18 protein-coding genes are annotated in these 21408 nt (G+C 67.1%); 9 read left to right on the forward strand and 9 right to left on the reverse strand.

Going from position 1 to position 21408, the window contains the following annotated elements; genetic code table 11:
- Positions 1 to 180: 180 nt before the first annotated feature.
- The 7 genes from ACR9ZK_RS01875 (at position 181) to wecB (ACR9ZK_RS01905) (ending at position 8674) form a co-directional block, all read left to right on the forward strand.
- A complete protein-coding gene (locus ACR9ZK_RS01875; RefSeq protein WP_481339495.1) occupies positions 181 to 1212 on the forward strand; it encodes a polysaccharide biosynthesis protein in 1032 nt (343 codons plus the stop codon).
- Positions 1209 to 2318, forward strand: coding sequence for a polysaccharide biosynthesis C-terminal domain-containing protein (locus tag ACR9ZK_RS01880; RefSeq protein WP_481339497.1), 1110 nt, complete (start codon positions 1209 to 1211; stop codon positions 2316 to 2318). Before ACR9ZK_RS01875 ends, ACR9ZK_RS01880 begins: the two co-directional genes overlap by 4 nt.
- Positions 2312 to 3436, forward strand: a complete 1125-nt coding sequence (wecB, locus tag ACR9ZK_RS01885; RefSeq protein WP_481339499.1) for a non-hydrolyzing UDP-N-acetylglucosamine 2-epimerase — start codon at positions 2312 to 2314, stop codon at positions 3434 to 3436. Before ACR9ZK_RS01880 ends, wecB (ACR9ZK_RS01885) begins: the two co-directional genes overlap by 7 nt.
- A gap of 104 nt (positions 3437 to 3540) precedes the next feature.
- Positions 3541 to 4947 carry an O-antigen polymerase gene (locus ACR9ZK_RS01890; protein ID WP_481339501.1) on the forward strand — a complete coding sequence of 469 codons (1407 nt, stop codon included), beginning with the start codon at positions 3541 to 3543 and terminating at the stop codon, positions 4945 to 4947.
- A gap of 10 nt (positions 4948 to 4957) precedes the next feature.
- Positions 4958 to 6178, forward strand: a complete 1221-nt coding sequence (locus ACR9ZK_RS01895) for a glycosyltransferase (protein ID WP_481339504.1) — start codon at positions 4958 to 4960, stop codon at positions 6176 to 6178.
- Entirely contained in the window at positions 6175 to 7479 is a 1305-nt protein-coding gene (locus tag ACR9ZK_RS01900) for a lipopolysaccharide biosynthesis protein (RefSeq protein WP_481339506.1), read from the forward strand. The genes ACR9ZK_RS01895 and ACR9ZK_RS01900 overlap by 4 nt, the downstream gene beginning before the upstream one ends.
- A gap of 130 nt (positions 7480 to 7609) precedes the next feature.
- A complete protein-coding gene (gene wecB / locus ACR9ZK_RS01905) occupies positions 7610 to 8674 on the forward strand; it encodes a non-hydrolyzing UDP-N-acetylglucosamine 2-epimerase (RefSeq protein WP_481339508.1) in 1065 nt (354 codons plus the stop codon).
- 78 nt (positions 8675 to 8752) lie between these two features.
- Here wecB (ACR9ZK_RS01905) and ACR9ZK_RS01910 read toward each other — a convergent pair whose 3' ends face one another.
- The 7 genes from ACR9ZK_RS01910 to rfbB all read right to left on the reverse strand — a co-directional run bounded on the left by ACR9ZK_RS01910 (position 8753) and on the right by rfbB (position 16605).
- Positions 8753 to 9742 carry a Gfo/Idh/MocA family protein gene (locus tag ACR9ZK_RS01910; RefSeq protein WP_481339510.1) on the reverse strand — a complete coding sequence of 330 codons (990 nt, stop codon included), beginning with the start codon at positions 9740 to 9742 and terminating at the stop codon, positions 8753 to 8755.
- Positions 9742 to 10833 (reverse strand): DegT/DnrJ/EryC1/StrS family aminotransferase, encoded by a 1092-nt coding sequence (locus ACR9ZK_RS01915; RefSeq protein WP_481339512.1) that lies wholly within the window; start codon positions 10831 to 10833, stop codon positions 9742 to 9744. Before ACR9ZK_RS01915 ends, ACR9ZK_RS01910 begins: the two co-directional genes overlap by 1 nt.
- 55 nt (positions 10834 to 10888) lie before the next feature.
- Positions 10889 to 12631 carry a glycosyl hydrolase family 28-related protein gene (locus ACR9ZK_RS01920; protein WP_481339514.1) on the reverse strand — a complete coding sequence of 581 codons (1743 nt, stop codon included), beginning with the start codon at positions 12629 to 12631 and terminating at the stop codon, positions 10889 to 10891.
- A gap of 121 nt (positions 12632 to 12752) precedes the next feature.
- Positions 12753 to 14045, reverse strand: coding sequence for a nucleotide sugar dehydrogenase (locus ACR9ZK_RS01925; RefSeq protein WP_481339516.1), 1293 nt, complete (start codon positions 14043 to 14045; stop codon positions 12753 to 12755).
- Between the two features lie 24 nt (positions 14046 to 14069).
- Complete coding sequence (locus tag ACR9ZK_RS01930) at positions 14070 to 14657, reverse strand: acyltransferase (RefSeq protein ID WP_481339518.1); 588 nt, start codon at positions 14655 to 14657, stop codon at positions 14070 to 14072.
- A gap of 65 nt (positions 14658 to 14722) precedes the next feature.
- Positions 14723 to 15595: a dTDP-4-dehydrorhamnose reductase gene (gene rfbD, locus ACR9ZK_RS01935; RefSeq protein ID WP_481339521.1), complete on the reverse strand. Its 873-nt coding sequence runs from the start codon at positions 15593 to 15595 to the stop codon at positions 14723 to 14725.
- A complete protein-coding gene (gene rfbB, locus ACR9ZK_RS01940; RefSeq protein ID WP_481339524.1) occupies positions 15592 to 16605 on the reverse strand; it encodes a dTDP-glucose 4,6-dehydratase in 1014 nt (337 codons plus the stop codon). Before rfbB ends, rfbD begins: the two co-directional genes overlap by 4 nt.
- 73 nt (positions 16606 to 16678) lie before the next feature.
- Here rfbB and ACR9ZK_RS01945 point away from each other — a divergent pair, with 73 nt between their 5' ends.
- Entirely contained in the window at positions 16679 to 18022 is a 1344-nt protein-coding gene (locus ACR9ZK_RS01945; protein WP_481339526.1) for a UDP-glucose dehydrogenase family protein, read from the forward strand.
- Between the two features lie 70 nt (positions 18023 to 18092).
- On the opposite strand, the gene ACR9ZK_RS01950 is transcribed toward ACR9ZK_RS01945, so the two are convergent.
- A complete protein-coding gene (locus ACR9ZK_RS01950; protein ID WP_481339528.1) occupies positions 18093 to 19685 on the reverse strand; it encodes a right-handed parallel beta-helix repeat-containing protein in 1593 nt (530 codons plus the stop codon).
- A 438-nt stretch (positions 19686 to 20123) separates the two neighbouring features.
- Here ACR9ZK_RS01950 and ACR9ZK_RS01955 point away from each other — a divergent pair, with 438 nt between their 5' ends.
- Positions 20124 to 20723, forward strand: a complete 600-nt coding sequence (locus tag ACR9ZK_RS01955) for an arsenate reductase/protein-tyrosine-phosphatase family protein (RefSeq protein WP_481339530.1) — start codon at positions 20124 to 20126, stop codon at positions 20721 to 20723.
- 102 nt (positions 20724 to 20825) lie between these two features.
- On the opposite strand, the gene ACR9ZK_RS01960 is transcribed toward ACR9ZK_RS01955, so the two are convergent.
- Positions 20826 to 21408: tyrosine-protein kinase family protein (locus tag ACR9ZK_RS01960; RefSeq protein ID WP_481339532.1), on the reverse strand; the 583-nt coding region annotated here is incomplete at its 5' end.

The raw sequence follows: 21408 nt of genomic DNA on the forward strand, positions 1-21408 counted from the left end.
CACGGCGCGCTTGCACGATCCGCAAATGCGCAAAATGTCGAGATGATGGAAGTTGGTCGGCTCTCGTGACGACGGTCCACGAGTAGTTGCGAGGGAGAGCACCGTCAGGGACGAAGGATAGGAAGAGCGGCAGATGCGCACGGACAGGGATAAGGCCGGGAGCCGAGAGGGCATGGTGTCATGACAGCCTCCATCGACGGGGCCACCGTCCTGATCACGGGCGGCACGGGCTCCTTCGGCTCCATCATGGTCAAGCATCTGCTGAGACGAGGCGTGGGGCAGATCCGCGTCTTGTCGCGGGACGAGGCGAAGCAGGACGAGATGCGACGCCGGGTCGACGACTCACGCCTCAAGCTGTTCGTGGGCGACGTGCGTGACCTCGACAGCGTTCAGTCCGCGACGGTTGGGGTCGACTTCGTCTTCCATGCTGCGGCGCTCAAACAGGTTCCCTCGTGCGAGTTCTTCCCAGAGCAGGCGGTGAAGACGAACGTGGTGGGCAGCCGCAACGTGATCGAGGCGGCGGAAGCCGCTGGCGTGCGCAGCGTCGTGTGCCTGAGCACCGACAAGGCCGTCTACCCGGTCAATGCCATGGGAATGTCCAAGGCGCTCATGGAGAAGACCGCGCAGGCCTTCGCGCGGAATCACCCCGGGTCCCGGACCACCGTGTCCGTGACTCGCTACGGCAACGTCATGTACAGCCGGGGTTCGGTCATTCCGCTCTTCGTCCAGCAACTCCAGGCCGGGCGCCCGCTCACTGTCACCGAGCCTTCGATGACGCGGTTTCTCATGTCCCTCCAGGAGTCGGTTGACCTCGTCGAGCATGCCTTCCTCCACGCCGAGCCCGGGGATCTTTTTGTCCGCAAGGCGCCGGCGTCCACGGTCGATACGCTTGCACGTGCGGTGGCAGAGCTCCTGGGTGACTCTGCGCCGACCATCACGCGCCTAGGCATGCGACACGGCGAGAAGATGCACGAGACCCTCCTCAGCCGCGAGGAGATCGCGAACGCGCAGGACCAGGGTGAGTACTTTCGCGTGCCCCTGGATGCTCGGTCCCTGCAGTACGAGCTCTACTTCGAGGAGGGCGAGGACCTGCCGGCGCGCGTCGACGACTACACCAGCGAGAACACAGAGAGGCTCGACATCGAGGACACCAAGCAGCTGCTGCTGCGGCTCCCCGAGTTCGATCGGCTCCTGGCGGGCGTTTCCGCGTGAAGGTCGTCATCACCGGGGCGGACGGCTTCCTCGGGTGGCACCTGCAAGTGCGATCTCGTGCGCTGGGTGGGCACGAGGTGGTGCCGATCAGCCGGACCTCATGGGACACCCTGGTCGAGGTGGTGCAGGAGGCAGACGCAGTTATCCACCTCGCCGGTGTGAACCGTGGCGAGCCGGACGCTGTCGAGAACGACAACATCCGGCTGGCCGAGGACCTCGCGGCTGCGCTCGAAGCGGATCCACGCCCGCGGAGGGTCGTGTACGCCAACTCTGTCCAGAGCGGGAACGGCACGCCCTACGGTGCCGGTAAGGCAGCGGCCGCAGTGGTGCTCCGCGCTGCAAGCGAGCGCACCGGAGGAAGCCTGGTCGACGTCATGCTGCCCAACCTTTTCGGCGAGCACGGGCGGCCGCAGTACAACTCCTTCGTCGCCACGTTCGTCGACCTTGCTGTCTCGGGTGGCCAACCGGAGATCGTCGACCGCCATGTCCCGCTCATGCACGTCCAGGACGCGGCACACGTACTGCTTGCAGGGCTGACCGGCGCGGCCGGTGTGGTCACGCCGCGGACCACCCAGATCTCGGTCGGACGCGTGTGGGATCTGCTCCAGAGGTTCGTGTGCACCTACGTCGGCGGGGACATCCCAAGGCTTGACAGCCGGTTCGACGTCGACCTCTTCAACACCCTTCGTGCGCGCCTCTTCCCCAGCGTCTACCCGATCGCGCTCACCGAGCACTCCGATGACCGAGGGCGGTTGGTCGAGGCCGTGCGGTCCCACGGCGGCGAGGGCCAGACGTTCGTGTCGACGACGCGACCGGGGGTGACGCGAGGGGAGCATTTCCACCTTCGCAAGATCGAACGGTTCGTCGTCCTCTCCGGGCAGGCGCGGATCAGCCTCCGACGGGTCCTCACTGACGAGGTCCGGGACTTCGAGGTGTCGGGGGAGCGCCCCGTAGTCATCGACATGCCGACGATGTGGGCCCACAACATCACCAACACCGGGGACACCGAGCTCATCACGCTGTTCTGGACGAACGAGCTGTTCGACTCCTCGGACCCTGATACGTACGCGGAGCCGGTGCGTATCAAGGAGGTTGACCCATGCTGAAGGTCATGACCATCGTCGGGACGCGTCCGGAGCTCATCCGGCTCTCCGAGGTGATCAAGCGGCTCGACGAGTCGGTGGACCACGTCCTCGTTCACACCGGGCAGAACTACGACTACTCGCTGAACGAGGTCTTCTTCCGCGACCTGGGGCTCCGGGAGCCGGACCACATGCTCGGCGTCGACACCAGCTCGCTCGGGCGAGTCCTGGGTGAGACGCTGATCAAAGCCGAGGCAGTCCTGCAGCACGAGCGTCCCGATGCTGTGCTGGTGTTGGGCGACACGAACAGCTGCATCGCAGCCGTGATGGCCAAGCGCATGCGAATCCCCGTTTACCACATGGAGGCCGGCAACCGATGCTTCGACGAGAACGTGCCGGAGGAGACCAACCGTCGTCTTGTCGACCACGTCGCCGATTTCAACCTCGTCTACACCGAGCATGCGCGACGCAACCTTCTCTCCGAAGGCCTGCACCCGCGCCGCATCCTCCTGACCGGGTCTCCGATGCGCGAGGTCCTCGACGCGAACGCCGAGGGCATCCGCTCCTCCGACGTCCTCACTCGCCTCGAGCTGCAACCGGACGGCTACTTCCTCGTCAGTGCACACCGCGAGGAGAACGTCGACTCGCCGCAGAGGCTCTCCGCTCTCCTCGAGTGCCTGCGAGCGGTGCACACGGAATGGGGCCTGCCGGTTCTGGTGTCGACCCACCCACGAACGAGGAAGCGCCTGCAGGCACTACCGGGAGCCCTCCGCCACGATGGCATCGTCTTCCACGAGCCGTTCGGGTTCCACGACTACAACGCCCTGCAGCTGCACGCGGCGTGCGTCTTGTCCGACTCGGGGACCATTGCCGAGGAGTCGACCCTCCTCGGCTTCCCGGCAATAACCCTGCGTGACTCGATCGAGCGGCCGGAGGCCCTCGACACCGGTGGCATCCTGATGACCGGTCTCTGCGCCCAGAATGTGGTCGAGGCCGTGAGCCTCGTACGCTCCACTCCTGAGCAGAAGGGCCATGCACGGCTGCCGGACGACTACGCCGTGCACAACACGTCGGAGCGGACCGTCAGGTTCATCGTGTCCACGGCCCGAAGGCATCACGCCTGGGCGGGAATCCGGCCGTGACAGTGCCGGATTCAAAGGTGCCCCGTGAGTGACGTCATGCCGCGCGAGCCCGCGTTCGGCACCGTAAGAGGATGCGTCGGGGGTTCCGCTGAGCGGAGGCAGGCATGCTCCTGAGCCTCCCCGTGATCCTCGTCATAGCGTTCGCCATCTACTACCTGACGGTTCTCAGGCCGCGTGGTTTCCTCAATGCCAACGCCATCTTCGTGTACATCCAGATGATCATGGCGCTGGGCAGCTTCAGCCTCTTGGAGCCAGCGCGAGAGGCGGACGCGGCCTACTCGTACGTTCTTTTCGTGTCGATGATGGTCTATTTCGTCGTCAGCGGAGTGGTCCTAACGGCGCGCACGCACGATCAAGGGCTCCCTGGCGCGTCCGTCCCGATCAGGCCCACGGTGGCCATGTTCGCGCTGACAGCGTTCTCGTGCCTCGTCGTCATCCTCTACTACTACGCCGTCGGCTACAGCGCCCTGTTCAGAGGTTTGGCGAACTCCCTCTCCGGTGGAGATGCCGACATCGCCGGTGAGCGGCTCAACTCGTACTCGGGTACGAACTACCTGTTCCCCGGCTATGTGAACCAGTTCAAGAACGTCCTGCTTCCGAGCCTCACCGTGGTAGCTCTCGCCTACTGGCACCGGGTCCGTGAGCACCATGTGGTGGTCTCGGCGCTTCTCGTCGGCGTGGCCCTCTTCGGTCTGCTCGGTACCGGGCAACGGGGTGCCTTCATCCAGTTCATGGCCACGCTGGTTCTGTTCCTCTACTTCAGCAGCAACCATCAGCTGCCGAAGGCTGCAAAGAAGATCGCGGTCTTCGCCTTCTCGGTGGTCGTCGTCTCCACGATCGCGTTGGGTCGCAGCAACGCGACCCTGCAGCAGAACGCCTCGCTCGGAGACCGTGCCTACGTTGCCGCATCCGAGTTCGTCACGCGCGTCTTCCAGGTCCAGCAGTACTCCGGTGTCGCCGGCTTCCGGTACATCTACGAGCAGCCGACGCAATGGGGTCGTGAGTGGCTCCAAGGGCTCATGGGCATCCTCCCCAGCTCCACGGGCACGGACCTGCCTAATCGCATCTACGCCGTGTTGTACGGCACGGACAGGGGAACGGCGCCACCGAGCATTTGGGGGTCGATCTACTACAACCTGGGCTGGATCGGCGTTCTCGTGGTTCCTGGCCTCCTGGCCGTCGCGATCGGATCAGTGACCAAGCGTTCGCTGAGCGCGCAGCGGCGAAACAGCCTGGAGACGATCGGCGTCGCGGGGGCCAGCGTCTCCTTGGGGTTCTGGGCCGCCGGCGGCCCCGAGGCCGTCCTGAACACAGGTCTGGTGGCGTACCTGGTGATGTGGTTTTGGGGCTCGCGCCTCGGAGCGTCCGGTCGCGGCGAGATCCCTTCTGTGCAGGAAGGGGCCGAATCCGACGACTACCAGAAGAGATTGGTCGCCATCGGCATGAGGGACGCCGTCCCACGTCGTGCCGCGCCCCTAACTGAACTCCTGAATGATCGTCGTGTGGAATGAGGCTAATCCGATGAAGAGGGATCCGAGCTCGGCCCTGGTCGTGTCCGTGGCGCCGTACACGTTTGCGACCAGATCGAGGAAGGCGGCGCGGTCCTACGGAGCCGACCACAAAACGCGGTTCGTGGCTTTTGCCGCGGCTGGGCGTGCAGGCCGCTGGGACCGGGCCGGCTCGAGCGTGGTGGACGGGATCGAGATCGAGCAGGTCGCAGTTCGGGCCATCGCCACCAAGCCTGGAAAGCGCTCGATGCTGAGCAACCTCTTGGGCAGCTACCTGCCTGCGGTGGGTCGGATGGCTCGCGACGTGTGGGCCGACAGATCTGACGTGGTGCACGTGGCCGACCCCACTTTGGCGTTTCTGGGAATCGTCCATAAGATACGAAACCGCTCCTTCTTCGTCCTCGACATTCCCGAGCGGCCAGGGCGGGTGCACGCACCGGGGTCGTTGGCCAGCGTCTTCAGCCGGTTGCAGCCGTTGTACCTCCGGGTGGCCGCCACATTCGCGGATCTGGCCACGGTGGTGGTTCCCGGGGACCTTCAGCAGGTTCGCGATTACGGGTTCCCCGACGTCCTGCTCGTGCGTAACGTGCCGCTCGCCAGCTGGCGGGCGCCGTACATTGACCCTCCCCGCAGGCGTGCGAACACCTTGCATGCCGTCGTGGCTGGAAGCATCTTCGAGGGGCGCGGTTACGAGATGCTCATCGACGCGGTGGCGAGAGCTCGTCAGCTGGGCACGGAGGTGCGGCTCACGGTCTGCGGCCCCTCCAGGGAGGAGTACGTCGAGGGTCTGAAGCAGCGTGCTCGGGAGCGCGGGATCAGCCAGCAGATCGACTGGATCCCCCCGGTCCCGTCTGAGTCGGTCTCGCAGCTCTACCTGAATGCTGAGGTGGGGCTCGTGCTCTACGAGTCCCACGACCCGGGGAACGACGGCTTGTCGAACAAGATCATGGAGGCGGTTACGAGTGGCCGCCCTGTGCTGGCTGGCGCGCTTCCCGAGAACCGGCGGTTCGTGGAGAAGTACCGGTGCGGGTGGATCGTGCCCATGGACCCGGATTCCTTGACGGATGCGTTGGTCGAGGTGGCGCGCATCCCGGACCTGACCCAGATCGCCCGTCATTGTCGTTCGCTGGGAGACGCAGAGCTGCGGTGGGACTCCGAGTTCGCTGCGGTGTTGCGCGCAGCCCATGGCGTATCGACGCCGTCTGAGGTAGTAGGACGGACACCTCGGTCGTGAGGTGGCGCCCTCGACTGAGCAGTGGCCAGCGCGGCATTCTCGCGATCGCCGGCGGCTCGGCTACCGGGCAGCTGCTCGGGCTTGCGGCGATGCCCTTGCTGTCGCGTTGGTACTCACCGCACGACTTCGGTCTTCTTGCTGTCGTCACTGCGCTCGCAAGCACGATGGCAGTTATCTCGTGCGGACGTCTGGAGCTGGTGGTACCGCTGCCCGCTTCGGACCGTGAGGCGGCCCTCGTGCTGCGTCTGGCTCTGGCGCTGTGCATCATTCTTCTCTTCACGGGCTTGGCCGTGGTTGGCGTGTTTCGCTCCAGCGTCTCCGTTCTCCTCAACCAGGACGGGTCCGGGGGCTGGCTCTGGGCGGTTCCGGTGGTCGGGTCATTGATGGCTGCCACCCTCGCGCTCAACCAGTGGGCCGTCCGCCAGCAGCGCTTCACAGTGGTGGGCCGTCGATCTGTGCTGCAGAACTCGACGATGCTCGGCACGCAGCTGGTAGGCGGGTTCGCGGGGGTGGGCCCGGTAGGACTCCTCGTAGGACTGGGAGCCGGTTACGCCGCAGGTGGGCTCGGCCTGTTGAAGGGTTCGGGGCTGTGTCATCTCTGGCAGGGCGCCCCGGCGCGTATCAATGGGCTGGCCAGTTCCCGAGCTCTCCTGCGTCGCCATTGGAAGTTTCCGGTCCTGCTCGGACCGGCCGGGCTGCTCAACGTCCTGGGGTTGCAGCTACCGGTCCTCTTGGTTTCCGCCTGGTACGGGGGCGAGGCAGCCGGCTGGCTCGGTATGACACAACGTGTCACGGCCCTGCCTGTCGCTCTCCTTGGGACAGCCGTGGCTCAGGTCTTCCTCGCCTACGTAACGCGCGCCGTCCGCGAGGACCTCTCGCGTGCGATGGACCTCTTCCGACGGGCGTCAGCTCGCCTCGCGCTCCTCGGCGCCGGGCTGTGCACCGTGCTCCTTGTCGGGGGCCCGTGGCTTTTCGAGAGGGTTCTCGGTCCACAATGGGTGGCGAGCGGCGAGTTCGCGCGTGCGTTGGCGTTGGGCGTCGCGGCGCAGCTCGTGGCCTCGCCGCTGTCCCAAACGCTCATCGCGCTCGAGCGGATCGCATGGCAGCTGTGGCTCGACCTTCTCAGGGTGTTGGGCGTCGTCGCAACGCTTGGCCTCTCCGTCAGGCTGGACGCCGAGCCCCTGACTGCGATGTGGGCCCTGGGTCTGTGCAACCTGGTCGTGTACGGGCTCACGTGGGCACTGTCGCGAGCAGCGCTCGCCGGGGCCCTACGCCGTGCGCCGGTTGCGGTGGCGCCATGAGAACCGAGACGGATGTCTCAGCCGTACGTGACGGGACGGCGCGCCGCCCAGCAGGTGGGGCCGACCTAGGGTCACGTCAGTCTGCCCCGGCACGCATACGTACGTCACCTGAAGACCGAGAGGAACGTTGATGAGAATCCTGAGCATCGTGGGCGCCCGCCCGCAGTTCGTCAAGCTGGCACCCGTCGCTGTGGCCATGGCGGCGGCTGAGTTCGAGCACGTCATCGTCCACACCGGCCAGCACTACGACGTCAACATGTCGGACGTCTTTTTCGAGCAGCTGCGGATCCCGACGCCGGACGTGCATCTCGGCGTCGGGTCTGGCAGTCACGGGGTCCAGACGGGCGCGATTCTGGGCGCTCTGGATGCCGTGCTCACGGAGCGGGACCCCGACTGGGTACTCGTGTACGGCGACACGAACTCGACCATCGCCGGAGCTCTGAGTGCAGTGAAGCTCCGGCTGCCACTCGCACACCTGGAGGCGGGGCTCCGTTCCTTCAACCGGGCCATGCCGGAGGAGCACAATCGAGTGCTCACCGACCACGCCGCGGACCTGTGCCTCGCCCCGACCCAGACAGCGTTCGATCATCTTGAGGCGGAGGGCCTCGCCAGCAGGTCGGTCGTGACGGGGGATGTCATGACCGACGTCTGTCTCGCCACGGCGGCGTCGGTAGGGGAGGGTCTGCCTTCGGACTGGCAGGGGCACGGCGGACAGCCGTACGTGCTGGCGACCATCCATCGAGCTGAGAACACCGATGATCCGGCCCGCCTCGGTGACATCCTGAAGTCGCTGTCCGAGCTGCCCGTTCCCGTGGTGCTGGCCGCTCACCCTCGCCTTCTGGCTCGGTGCGACGACTTCGGTCTCACCGCGCAGGTCGGAGCCGTCCAGGTGATAGAGCCCCTCGACTACCCCGGCATGGTGTCGGCACTGAAGGGTGCCCAGGCGGTGGTCACCGACTCCGGCGGGTTGCAGAAGGAGGCGTTCATCCTCGGCACCCCGTGCACCACCGTGCGAACGGAGACGGAGTGGATCGAGACCCTGGAGTCGGGATGGAACGTCCTCTGCCCTGACCCGTTCGAGCTCGATCAGGTCGTGCTGCGCGAGACACCGCCACCGTCGACCGATCAGCCCTACGGTGACGGTAGGTCGGCGCGCCGCGTCGTCGAGATACTTCAAGAGCGGCTCCCGAGCTGATGCCAGTTCTGCGTCGGTGAGTTGGGGCGGAGAGATCGCCTGACGCGGCGACGCCGGTCCCGACCTCGGACGTCCGGGTCAGCCGACCAGCGCGTAGGAGCCCGATCGCGCCGACGCGATACACGCGGCGGCTACAGCGACCGTGTCGACGCCCTCTGTCATGGTCACGATGTCGGTCGAACGTCCCAGGATTGCATCTCGCAACTTCTCGTGCTCGACGCGTAGTGGCTCAGGCTTTGCTATGGCGTACCTGATCATGTCTCCTTCGGACACGCCCCGGAATTGCGCGATGTCATCGCGTGTCACAGGGATGGACCCGTTTGCGAAGAAGGTGAGGTCGGCCGTCAGCGTGTCGGCCACGAAGGCGCCGCGCTCGCCAGTGATGGTCGTGACCCGCTCCTTGAGCGGGGACAGCCAGTTGACGAGGTGATTCGTGACTGTGCCGTCCTCGAGGAGGCACGTAGCGGCGACAAGGTCCTCGTGCTCTCGTCCACTGCGGAATGCCGTTTGCGCGCTCACCCGACCATAGCGTTGCTGTGTCACCCAGGCGGTGAGGTCGATGTCATGGGTGGCGAGATCCATGACGACTCCCACATCGGCGATCCGGGCCGGGAAGGGGCCCTGACGCCGTGTGGTGACCTGGTACACGCGCCCCAGCTCCCCGGCCTCTATGCGCTCCCTGGCGCTCTGCAGCGCCGGGTTGTAACGCTCGATGTGGCCGACTGCTCCGATCAGGCCGGCTCTGTTGAACGCGTCGGCAAGACGCTGCGCGGACTCGACGTCCGGCGCAATCGGCTTCTCGATCAAGGTGTGGACGCCGGCCTCGGCGAGCGCCAGCCCGATCTTCTCGTGGTGGGCGGTCGGGACGGCGACGACGCAGTAGTCGACGCCCGCGCGGATGACGTCCCGCACGCCGTCGAGCACGTCTAGCCCCGATGCGACGCCATGCGGGTCGCCACCGGGGTCGGCCACCGCAGCGAGCGCGACCCCCTCCAGGGATGACAACACTCGAGCGTGGTGTCGGCCCATCATCCCGAGTCCGATGAGTCCCGCTCGCAGGGTCCGCATCAGACGCCTGCCCGGACGAGTGAGTTCATGGCGGTCACGACGCGATCGAGATCCTGCGCGGTCAGGGACGGATGCACGGGCAGCGAGAGACACTCGGCCGCAGCCAGCTCTGTCTCCGGGAGGTCTACATCGACGTCGAAGGGGGCGAGCCGGTGGTTGGGAACGGGGTAGAACATCCCGGAGCCGACCTGATGCTCCTCCCTCAGCGCCGCTGCGAAGCCGTCCCGGTCCTCGGGCACCCTCACGGTGTACTGATGGAAGACATGGACAGCCCCGCTGGCCACAGATGGAGTGACCACACCCTCGAGATGGGCGGAGTAGTACGCCGCGTTGCGGCGCCGCTGCTCGTTCCAGGCGTCCACCTTTGTGAGCTGCACCCGGCCGATGGCCGCGTGGATGTCGGTCATGCGGTTGTTCAGCCCCACGACCTCGTTGTGGTAGGCCTTCTCCATCCCTTGGTTGCGGTACAGCCGAAGTAACCGCTCGACGTCGGGGTTGCCCACCGAGACCATGCCGCCCTCCCCGGACGTCATGTTCTTCGTCGGGTAGAGCGAGAACATGGCGAAGGCGCCGAAGGCGCCCACGGGGGTGCCGTCGAGAGAGGCGCCGTGCGCCTGAGCGGCGTCTTCGAAAACCTGGATGCCGTGTCGCTCGGCGATCTGGAGCAGGCGAGGCATCTTCGCCGGGTGACCGTAGAGGTGGACCGGCATGATGCCCGCGGTTCGCTCGGTGATCGCCGCCTCCACCGCGGCCGGGGACAGGCAAAAGTCCTCGGGGTCGATGTCCGCGAAGACCGGAGTGGCGCCTGTTAGAGCGACAGAATTGGCCGTGGCGGCGAACGTGAAGGACGGCACGATGACCTCGTCGCCGGGGCCGACGCCGCAAGCCAGCAGGCCAAGGTGCTGGCCTGACGTACCGGAGTTCACGGCCACGCACGGTCGCCCGAGGGAAAAGTGCTCGGCGAACTCCTGCTCGAAGGCTGCCACCTCGGGTCCCTGCGCGAGCATGCCGGACCGCATGACGCGGTCGACGGCCTCTCGCTCTTCGTCGCCGATGATCGGCTTGGCCGGGGGGATGAAGGGGGGCTGCATGTCGCTCCTGCGCGAGTCGGGATCGTTTAGTCTTTTGTATGCGATCGGTTGCACTTCAGGTGAGCGGCACCCAGGAGGCGCGTGTTGTCCCGGTCGAAATCCAGAGCGTGGTGCCCACCCGGCCATTGCGCTGGGTGTAGCGCACCCCCACTTCGCCCGGCGGTACCACGCCGACAGGAGAGTTCACATATGCGCAGTCTCCGAAGGCGGCGTCGATCTCGGACCAGACAATGACGGGGCCTCGCCCGCTTGCGAAAGTGTTGGAGGTGTCCATGTGGAAGCGCTTGAGGTGCTGCGATCCGTATGCGCGGGCCGTGAAAGCATATGAAGCCCCAGAGAAGTTGTTCGCAACCACGGATGCATAGGCGGCTCCCCCGATGAACGCGCCATAATATCCAACGCCCTCCTGCTGGATCTCGTTGCCGTGAACGCGCAGCTGGGCGGCCTGCATTCCGGAGTACAGCAACAACGCATGGTTCACGTGGTTCACGATCTTGTTCTGAGCGATGCTGACCCGGCCGAAGCAGTTGTCGAGACGAATGGCGCCCGATGTTGCAATTGGAGCGCTGGTTCGTCCGACGATGACATTTCCGGAGAGATTCAGATCTGTCGCTCGGCTGGCCGTAATTGCGGTGCCGCAGCCTTCAAGGATGTTGTTGGTGACGTGTACCTGGCTCGCAGGCGACGTCGTCGATCCGAAGACACAAATCCCGTTCGCGGGTCGACTCGCCGTGCCGCCTGGATTGACGATGATGTTGTTGGTGATAACGGCTCGGGGGTGCAGTACGGAACCGGCCAGGTATGAGGGGGCATAGGTGATGGCGCCCTCAGCAGGGGCGCTGGCATCGTTCACCGTACCGTCGACGATCACGTTGTCCGAGCAGACGAAGTTGTCAACGCTCTTTGCAGATATGGCGGCGCAGCCACATGCCTCGAAATAGTTGCCGATGATGCGTGCTCCGGATGCCGCGGGGTAGGTATGAATTGGAGAGATTGTGTTTCCTGCGCAGTTCTGGCCGTAGCCCCAGAACCAGTTGCCCATCGCTTCGATTGTGGCTCCGGTTCCCGTGCTCGATGAAAGACCGGGTGCAAAGAAGATGCCACCTGGATATCCTCCGGAAACAGCCGGACTGGTGGTCCCTGTAGCGCGGTTGAAGTTGAATGCTACAGTCCCCTTCGCGCCCGATTGGCCACTGACGATCGCGAGGATCGCCGAGTAGTGGCCCGGCGAACCGTCGTGTTCTGCCTGATCCTCGAAGGAGCAGTCGGTAATCGAGATGGATCCGCCGAAGTTGTTGGCATAGACGGCCGCCTTGACGGAGTTGACAACGCGTGTCCCCTCCAAGATGACGGTCTTTCCCTTCTCGACAGGGCCGGCCACCAAAGACGTTCGTCCCGCTTGTTGGGACTTATTGCCGTCGAGAACGCCACCGCGAATCCTCAAGAATGAAGTGGCGAACGCGAGCATATAGTCATCTGGGCCCGCGGTCATGTGCTTCAAGACACTGCCGATCCCCAGGAGAAGGTCAGCGGGTTTGGAGATCGTCACCTTGTTTAGGAGGTAGACGCCGGAAGGAAAGTAGACGAGGTCTCCGTCTGCCGCGTTCACGGCTCTTTGGACAGCGGCGGTGTCATCGGTGGTCCCGTCTCCGAGGGCCCCGAAGTCTCGGACGTTGATGCCGGAGGCTGTGGATGCGGCCGCTTGTGCGATGGTCGGCTGCGCCGTCTCCGCCAAGGCGGCGCCGGCGCCGACGAGCCCTGCGTGGAGCAGCCACCGCCTCCTCGCGTATTGGGCCATCCCCAAGCACCTCCTCCTAGACCGTTATGTCGCATTCATCGTATTTGTCGGAATCTCTAGCTGGTGGGAATCAGCGCATCAGCTGCGTCTTCCTAGCCCGCCTCCTTCCCAGCTGTCGGCGTCAGGGGGCCCGACCGATGGTCAGCACGCCGGCGTCCGGGAAGGTGTCTACGTCGAGGAGGTCTCGGCCATCGACGATGACTCTCACCGAAGGCAGGTCTGCAGCGGTGAGCCGCCGATACTCTGCGTGGTCCGTCTGGAGAATGGCGACGTCAACGGCGTCGCCCAGCGTGTGTGGCGCGAAGCCCAGGGCGGTCAGTTCGTCGTCGGAGTACATGGGATCGTGCACCGTTACGTCGGCGCCCTCTGCCATGAGCGCGTCGACCGTGGCGAAGACCCCGGAGAACGCGGTCTCCTTCACGCCCCCGCGATAGCTCGCGCCGAGCACCACCACCGAGGCCCCGGACAGGTCTCCAAAGGCTCCGCGAGCGAGACCGACGGCATAGGCCGGCATAGCCGCGTTCGCCTCACGGGCCGCGCGCACGACCGTCGCCCCGTCGTCGTTCCACAGGTACAGCCGCGGGTAGACGGGGATGCAGTGTCCGCCCACGGCGATGCCCGGCCGGTGGATGTGACTGTACGGCTGCGAGTTCGCGGCTTCGATCACTTGGTAGACGTCGATGCCGGCGCGCTGTGCGAACACGGCGAACTGGTTGGCGAGCCCGATATTGACGTCGCGGTACGTCGTCTCGGCGAGTTTGGCCATCTCCGCCGCCTCGGCGGACCCGAGGTCCCACACGCCGTTGCCGCGCTCGAGGTCGGGTCGCTCGTCGAACTCCAACACCGACTCGTAGAAGGCGGTCGCGGCCTTGGCGCCCTCAGGACTCAGCGCACCGACGAGCTTGGGGTACTTGCGCAGGTCGGCGAACACGCGACCCGTGAGGACGCGCTCGGGCGAGAAGACAACGTGGAAGTCGGTACCCTCGATGAGGCCTGAGTCCTTCTCGAGCATCGGCTTCCAGCGCGTGCGGGTGGTTCCGACAGGCAGCGTGGTCTCGTAGGCGACGAGGGTGCCGGGGCGAAGACCCCGCGCGATATCGCGCGTGGCGGAGTCCATCCAGGCGAAGTCCGGGACGCCGTCACCGTCCACGAACAGCGGCACGACAACCACGACGGCGTCGCTCTGGCTGACCGCCCACGCCGTGTCGGTCGTTGCGATGAGTCGTCCTGCGCGCACGACCTCGGCGAGCGTGTCCGCGAGCCGCGCCTCGCCGGGGAACGGCTCCACCCCGGCGTTGACGGTGGCGACGGTGGCGGGGCTGACGTCCGCGCCTAGGACGTCATGGCCCATCGTGGCGAACTGGACGGCCAGCGGTAGGCCGATCTTGCCGAGTCCGACGGTCGTGATCTTCACGTGATGTCCTTCTGCTGTTCGTGCTCAGGAATGGGTGGGGGACAGGACCCCGTCGGTCTCGCGGTATGTCTCCCCGGTCCTCGGGCAACGCCAAACGTCCGCATCCTGCTCGAGAGGCACACCGGCGCGGCCCACCCACCGGATCCGGCGGGCGGGGACGCCGGCAACGAGCGCGAAGTCGGGGACGTCCCTCGTCACCACGGCCCCCGCCGCGACCATGGCCCATCGACCGATGGTGACCGGAGCGACGCAGACGGCGCGGGCGCCGATGGAGGCGCCTTCACCGACGGTCACACCGACTGGCGTCCAGTCATCTGCTGACTTCAGGCGACCGTCCGGCTCGATGGCACGCGGGAAGTGGTCGTTGGTGAAGACGACGGCCGGTCCGATGAAGACACCATTCGCGACGACGGCCGGCTCGTACACGAGCGCGTGGTTCTGCACCTTGCAGTTGTCGCCGAGTCGGACGCCCGACCCGATGTACGCCCCTCGTCCGACCACGCAGTTCTGCCCCAGCACTGCGTGCTCGCGAACCTGTGCGTGGTGCCAGACCTTCGAGCCGTCACCCACCACTGCGTCGGCATCGACGTCTGCGCTGTCGTGCACGAACATCCGAAACCCCATCTACCTCGTCGACGGCACCAAGAGTCTACGTGCACATCGCCATGAAGCGGACATTACGCCCGGAAGGCCCGCAGGCCCTCCCGCCAATCGCCGATCGGCGCGATACCCGCGGCGCCGAGCGACGCGTGGGACAGGACGCTCCAGGCGGGTCGAGGGGCAGGCCGGGGGAAGGCGGCGGTGGTCGTCGGCAGCACCCGCTCGGGGTCCAGACCACCCAGCTCGAAGACGGCGCGAGCCAGCCCGAACCACGTCGTCTGCCCGCTCGACGTGCCGTGATGGACGCCGTAGGGAGCCCCGGCGCCGACGATGCGGAGGATGAGATTGCAGAAGTCGACGGTCCACGTCGGCTGGCCCACCTGGTCATCGACCACACTGACCGTGTCCCGCTCCGACGCCAGCCGCAGCATCGTCGAGACGAAGTTCGGACCACCCTCGCCGTAGAGCCAAGCCGTGCGAACAACCCACGACTGCGGGCACACCGCTCGTACGGCCCACTCGCCGGCGGCCTTGGTCCGCCCGTACGCGGAGCGGGGCGCCACGGGGTGGTCGACCGTGTACGGCTCGGTGGCGCTGCCGTCGAACACGTAGTCGGTGGAGACGTGCACGAGGCGGGCACCGCCGCGGGCGCAGGCCCGCGCGACGTTCGCCGCGCCGACAGCGTTGACGGCGAAGGCGCGCGGCTCGTCCGTCTCGGCGGCGTCGACCGCCGTGTACGCCGCGGTGTTGACGACGAGGTCGTGGCCCTCGACGGCGGCCAGGCACTGGGCGGGGTCCGTGACGTCGAGGTCCGCCCGGCCGAGGGCCGTGACGACCCAGCCCGCGGACCGCAGCGCCGGGACGAGGTCGTGGGCGAGCATGCCCCCGGCGCCGGTCACGAGCGCGCGCCCCGAACCGGACGCCTCTGCCGCGTGGGGCGGGGTGCTCACCGGCCGAGCCTGGCGTAGGTGCGCTCGGCCTCGACCTTGGCGGCCCGCCACCAGTCGGGGTTGCCGCGGTACCACTCGACGGTCTGTTCGAGGCCCGCGCGGATGTCGGCGTACCGCGGCCGCCAGTCCGTCTCGAGGCGCAGCTTCGTCGCGTCGATGGCGTAGCGCAGGTCGTGACCGGGCCGGTCGTCGACGCGCTCGAACCAGTCGGCCGGCCGGCCCATGATCTCCAGGAGCATCCGGACGATGTCGAGGTTGTCGCGCTCGCCGTCGGCACCGATGAGGTAGGTCTCGCCGAGCCGGCCCTGCTCGAGGATGGCGATGACCGCGTCGTTGTGGTCGTCGACGTGGATCCAGTCGCGCACGTTGAGGCCCGACCCGTACACCTTGGGTCGGACGCCTTCGAGGATGTTGGTCACCTGGCGCGGGATGAACTTCTCGACGTGCTGGCGGGGTCCGTAGTTGTTCGAGCAGTTCGAGACCGTCGCCTTGATGCCGAAGGAGCGGATCCAGGCACGCACGAGCAGGTCGGCGCCGGCCTTGGTGGCCGAGTAGGGGGACGACGGGTTGACCGGGGTCCTCTCGGTGAACCGCTCGTGGTCGTCGAGCTTGAGGTCGCCGTACACCTCGTCGGTCGAGATGTGGTGCAGCCGCCTGTCGTGCCGCCGGATCGCCTCGAGCAGCGTGAAGGTGCCGACGACGTTCGACTCGACGAAGGGCCACGGCGAGTCGAGCGAGTTGTCGTTGTGCGACTCGGCCGCGAAGTGGACGACGACGTCGTGGTCGGCCACGAGCCGGTCCACGAGCGGCGCGTCGGCCACCGAGCCCTCGACGAGCTCCACCGACCCGTCGCCGCCGAGGTCGGCCAGCACCGGGGCGAGGGAGCGTCGGTTGGCCGCGTAGGTCATGGCGTCGAGCACGGACACGGTCCAGTCGGGACGCGTCTCGCGCGCCCGAAGGACGAAGTTCGAGCCGATGAAGCCGGCACCACCGGTGACGAGGACGCGCATGGGGCGAGGGTAACGAAGGGGCCGAAACCTTGCGGCCACCTGCCGTTTCCCACCCCTCGATATGCTGCCCGGCGTGAAGATCTCGGTCATCGGATGCGGATACCTCGGCGCGGTCCACGCCGCGTGCATGGCCGACTTCGGCCACGACGTCGTCGGGGTCGACGTCGAGCCCGAGAAGATCGAGAGGCTCGCCGCGGGCATCCCGTCCTTCCACGAGCCGGGCCTGGCGCCGCTGCTGCGCCGGGGCGTCGACGCCGGCACGCTCGTCTTCACCACCGACAAGTCGCTCCTGGCGGACGCGCGCGTCCACTTCATCGCGGTCGGTACGCCGCAGCGCGGGGGCAGCTACGCCGCGGACATGAGCTACGTGTGGTCCGCCGTAGAGGACATCATCGCCAACGCCCAGCCGCACCCGGAGGGCCCGATCGTCGTCGTCGGCAAGTCGACGGTCCCCGTCGGCACCGCCCAGGCCATGGCCGACCGCTTCGCCGCCGCGGGCCTCGACGCCGTCGTCGTGTGGAACCCCGAGTTCCTCCGCGAGGGCTTCGCCGTCAAGGACACCCAGCACCCCGACCGCGTCGTCTACGGCCTGCCCGACGACGTGGAGCGGGGTGAGCTCGGCCGCACCGTCCTCGACGAGGTGTACGCACCGATCATCGCCGCCGAGACGCCGCGGCTGCTGCTCAACTACCCGACGGCAGAGCTCGTCAAGGTCGCCGCCAACTCCTTCCTCGCGACGAAGATCTCGTTCATCAACTCGATGGCCGAGCTGTGCGACGTCGCCGGAGCCGACGTGTCCAAGCTCGCCGAGGCCATCGGCCACGACGACCGCATCGGCGCGAAGTTCCTCCAGGCCGGCATCGGCTTCGGTGGCGGGTGCCTGCCCAAGGACATCCGCGCCTTCATGGCCCGCGCCGGCGAGCTCGGCGTCGACCAGTCGCTGACGTTCCTGCGCGAGGTCGACTCGATCAACATGCGCCGCCGCGACCATGCCGTCGAGCTCGCCTCGGAGATGGCCGGCGGCCGCCTCGTCGGCGTCAAGGTCGCCGTGCTCGGCCTGACCTTCAAGCCCGACAGCGACGACGTGCGCGACTCGCCGGCCCTTGACATCGCCGGACGCCTCTGGGGCCGCGGCGCGAACGTCGTGGCCACCGACCCCGCAGCGTCGGGCATCGTGCGCCGGATGCGTCCGGACCTGCACATCGTCGACACCGCCGAGGAGGCGCTCGGCGGCGCCGAGCTCGTCATCCTGCTCACCGCATGGCAGGACTACGTCGAGCTCGACCCGGCCCGCGCCAAGACGCTCGTGGCCGTGCCGCGCGTCATCGACGGGCGCAACGTCCTCGACCCGCAGGCGTGGTCCGACGCCGGCTGGGACTACCGCGGCATGGGCCGGCGCGCCAGTACCGCCTGGTGAGGCCGGCCGCAGGAAGAAACGCCCCACAGGGCCCCAGACCGCTCGCCGCCGCGGATGTGCGCCAAGGGAGCTACGGCACCGCAACCACGGCGGACACGCCCGTCGGCTTGAACGTCGGCTTCCCCGTCATCCGATTGTTGCTCCAATCCTTGACGGTGGTCCTCGGATACTGGAACCGAGCTGAGGAGCCCGTGTCGCCGGACAGGTCGGCGTTTCGCAGCGCAAACGTCCGCTGGTCCCTCGCGACCGTGGAGGCGAGGAAAAGGCCGTACTGCATGAACCTGTTGGTGGCGGTGACGACGAGCCCGTCGAGGGTGATGTTCGAGCCCTGTGCGATGTACACGCCGTAGATGTTTCTCGCGACGTTATTGTTCCCGGCGTTGTGGATGCGGACGCCCGCGAGGCTGACCCGGTCCTGGCTGGAGCCGGTCGAGGACGTCAAGCGCAGGCCGATGCGCCCGCAGGTGTCGACGACGAGCGCCGTGCCCTCGATGTCGTGACTGTCCAGGATGGTCAGGCCGTCGAGGGAGCAGTTGTAGACCGCGATGTTGCTGATGGTGCCGCCTCGCACCGATCCGAGATAAATCCCGCGTCCGCAGTTCGTGGCCGTGATGTTTGAGATCGTGACTGCCCGGAACTTCTTCGCCGATCTGAGGTCAGCGGCCGTGTTGTTGAGGCTGACGGCGACATCCCCGCACGAGTCGGCCGTGACCCCGGAGATTGACGTCGCAAGCGAGTCCGCAGCGCTGGACACGGACAGTTGGATCTTCAGCCCGTTCAAGGGGATCGATCGCAGATCGAGGCCGGTGATGTTCACTCCCGTGCCGTTCTGCAGGTACACCCCATGTTGTCCGCGGATCTGGTGGATACGCGAGCCAGCGAGGGTGACGTGCGTGTCGGTGAGCGAGCCGATGATGCCTTGGGAGGTTTCGGAGATGTCTACGTCGCTGATTCCAACGAAGGAGTTACCGCCGTTGAGAAGTATTCCAAAGCCAGGGGAGCCAACGCCGGAGCGGATGAGGCCCGAGCCGACGCCGACGATGGTGACGCCGACGATCCGCACGCCGGTGGTGTGGGTGAGCCGAATTGCCGCGCCAGAGAAGTTGGTGAACCGGGTCTGGGAGATCGTGACGTCGTTGGCGGCCACGGAGACGCCCATGGCGAGCGGGGAGCTGCCGGCGACGTAGTCGGTACCTTTGCCGATGACCTGCCCACCGAACAGGGTGGCTCCGGCGCCGAGGGTGAGGGTGACGACGTTCGAGGTCGTCTGGGTGATGGTGGCCTGGGAGGCGTCGAGATACACCCCGGCTGGGACAGTCAAGCCGCCTGAGACAGAGAACGAGCCAATCAAGCGCTTCACGCCGCGGGGCGCGGACGCAGACAGGAACGCGTTCAGGGCGCTCGTGCTGTCCCCAGACGCTGGCGCTGCGAGTGTCGGGCCCACGCGCGCATCGACCACCGCCGGAGCGTCGCCAGACTGCAGGTAACGCTCATCGAGCGCCAACTGGGTCGCGGTGCCGGAGGTGCTGACGGCCGACGCCACAGCGGTGTCGACTGATTCGAGGGTCGTCGCCTCGGCGGCTCGGAACTGGCTCCCCGGTGCCCCCGCAGCCAGGATCGTGATCGCGGCCGCCGAGGCAGCAAAAAGTCGGCGCATAGACATGGTGGGTCCCCTCCCCGTGACCGTCGAGAACCTCGCCCCCCAGCGACTCGACGTGCGACAAAGGTAGATCGCATTGGGACTTTTCGTCCGTGGAAATAACAAACTTGAGTTTCGTTGGGCGCCAATTAAACTCGACATGTCTGGAATGCCCGATTCATTCCATGCAATGGGTGAGAACGGTATCTGAAACGCCGGCGCTAACCCGAAACCATGCAACACCGACGGCGGCCAAGATGGAACGCAGAGCCCGCCCGCACCGGCAGTGCGGCCGTCCCTAGGAGCGGGGCCTCCGAGCGCCGGACGCCGCGAGCCTCACACTTTCGGCTAGTTGACCTTTGCGTGACATCGACGTGAATGCCGGTTCTGTCCGGGTTGTCACAGGAACGCCGCATACGATCGAGCGGTAGACCTGTTGGACACGAGACCTTGGGGGTACAGATGCTCGGGGCCACCCCTCAGACCCGCGGCATCCTCTTCGTCTGCACCGGCAACATCTGTCGATCGCCGTACGCCGAGCGTCGGCTCCGACAGCTGCTGCCCGATGCGGGCGTGCGGATCGAGAGCGCAGGAACCGGTGCCGTGGTCGGCTCCGGCATCGAGGACGAGACACGGGAGCAGCTGCGTCGGCTCGGGGCCGACGTCACCGACTTCCGCGCCCGTCAGGTCACGCCACAGCTGCTCGAGGGCGCCGACCTCGTCCTGACGATGACACGGGTCCAACGCGGCGAGGTGGCTCGCCTGCGCCCCGCGTCGATGCGACGGTGCTTCGCCCTCGGCGACTTCGCGGACCTGTGCCGGGGATCCAACTCCTGGCGGCCCATCGTGCCGGCACAGCCGTGGTTGGACCAGGTCGTCACAGAGGCCGCGGCCGCCCGCGGGACCGTCGCCCCGCGCGACCCGGGCGAGGTCGACGTCGTCGACCCCTACGGCCGCTCCGTCCGCACCCACGAGGAGGCGTTCGCCCGCATCGAGGAGCACCTCGACGCGGTGCTCATCACGCTGGCCGCAGTCGTCGGATCGTCGCGGACCGTCGGCTGACGCGGGGGCCAGCCGAACCGCCTCGGCGAGCGCGGCCCGGCGACCCGCCCGGTCGCCCCCCGGTCGCCCCACCGGACGGATGACCCGTGAGCCGACGGAGCCTCAGCGGTAGATCGAGTCGGCCGGACGGGCCGGCGCGTCCGTCGGGTACTGCTGCGGGGCCCCGGCCTGCGGCTCGGGCCCCTGGACGGCGTGGGCGGGCGGCGACCCCACGGCGGCCTGGCGGGCCGGCGCGGCGCCGCTCGTCGGGCGCGGGGTCACCAGGCCGACCGTCTCCTCGTCGGTGGCGACCGGGCGGCGGAACCGACGCGGTCCCGAGCGGTCCTTGGCGCGCTGGCGCTCGCTCTCGGGCCGGTAGTCGTACTCGTAGGTGCCGTAGCCGGCGCCGCCGTCCTTGGCGCGGACGCGGTTGAGGATGAGGCCGAGGATCGAGCCGTTGACGGCCTCGAGCGACTCGAGGGCGCGGCGCACGTGCTCGCGCTGGGCCACGCCCGCACCGACGACGACGATGGCGCCGTCGACGATCGTGCTCAGCACCGCCGCGTCGGTGACCGGCAGCAGCGGGGGAGCGTCGATGAGGACGTAGTCGAACCGCTCGCTGAGGTCCTCGACGAGCCGCTCCATGTTGGCCGAGCCGAGCAGCTCGGCCTGTCTCTTATACACATCTGACGCTGCCGACGACGGA

Source organism: Monashia sp. HAY1-5C (assembly GCF_056755255.1).

Bases quoted from the DNA above. Each gene is read 5' to 3' on its own strand.
- ACR9ZK_RS01875 (WP_481339495.1), top strand. From the start codon at position 181: ATGACAGCCTCCATCGACGGGGCCACCGTCCTGATCACGGGCGGCACG.
- wecB (WP_481339499.1), top strand. From the start codon at position 2,312: ATGCTGAAGGTCATGACCATCGTCGGGACGCGTCCGGAGCTCATCCGG.
- ACR9ZK_RS01890 (WP_481339501.1), top strand. From the start codon at position 3,541: ATGCTCCTGAGCCTCCCCGTGATCCTCGTCATAGCGTTCGCCATCTAC.
- ACR9ZK_RS01895 (WP_481339504.1), top strand. From the start codon at position 4,958: ATGAAGAGGGATCCGAGCTCGGCCCTGGTCGTGTCCGTGGCGCCGTAC.
- wecB (WP_481339508.1), top strand. From the start codon at position 7,610: ATGAGAATCCTGAGCATCGTGGGCGCCCGCCCGCAGTTCGTCAAGCTG.
- ACR9ZK_RS01910 (WP_481339510.1), bottom strand. From the start codon at position 9,742: ATGCGGACCCTGCGAGCGGGACTCATCGGACTCGGGATGATGGGCCGA.
- ACR9ZK_RS01915 (WP_481339512.1), bottom strand. From the start codon at position 10,833: ATGCAGCCCCCCTTCATCCCCCCGGCCAAGCCGATCATCGGCGACGAA.
- ACR9ZK_RS01920 (WP_481339514.1), bottom strand. From the start codon at position 12,631: ATGGCCCAATACGCGAGGAGGCGGTGGCTGCTCCACGCAGGGCTCGTC.
- ACR9ZK_RS01930 (WP_481339518.1), bottom strand. From the start codon at position 14,657: ATGTTCGTGCACGACAGCGCAGACGTCGATGCCGACGCAGTGGTGGGT.
- rfbB (WP_481339524.1), bottom strand. From the start codon at position 16,605: ATGCGCGTCCTCGTCACCGGTGGTGCCGGCTTCATCGGCTCGAACTTC.
- ACR9ZK_RS01950 (WP_481339528.1), bottom strand. From the start codon at position 19,685: ATGTCTATGCGCCGACTTTTTGCTGCCTCGGCGGCCGCGATCACGATC.
- ACR9ZK_RS01955 (WP_481339530.1), top strand. From the start codon at position 20,124: ATGCTCGGGGCCACCCCTCAGACCCGCGGCATCCTCTTCGTCTGCACC.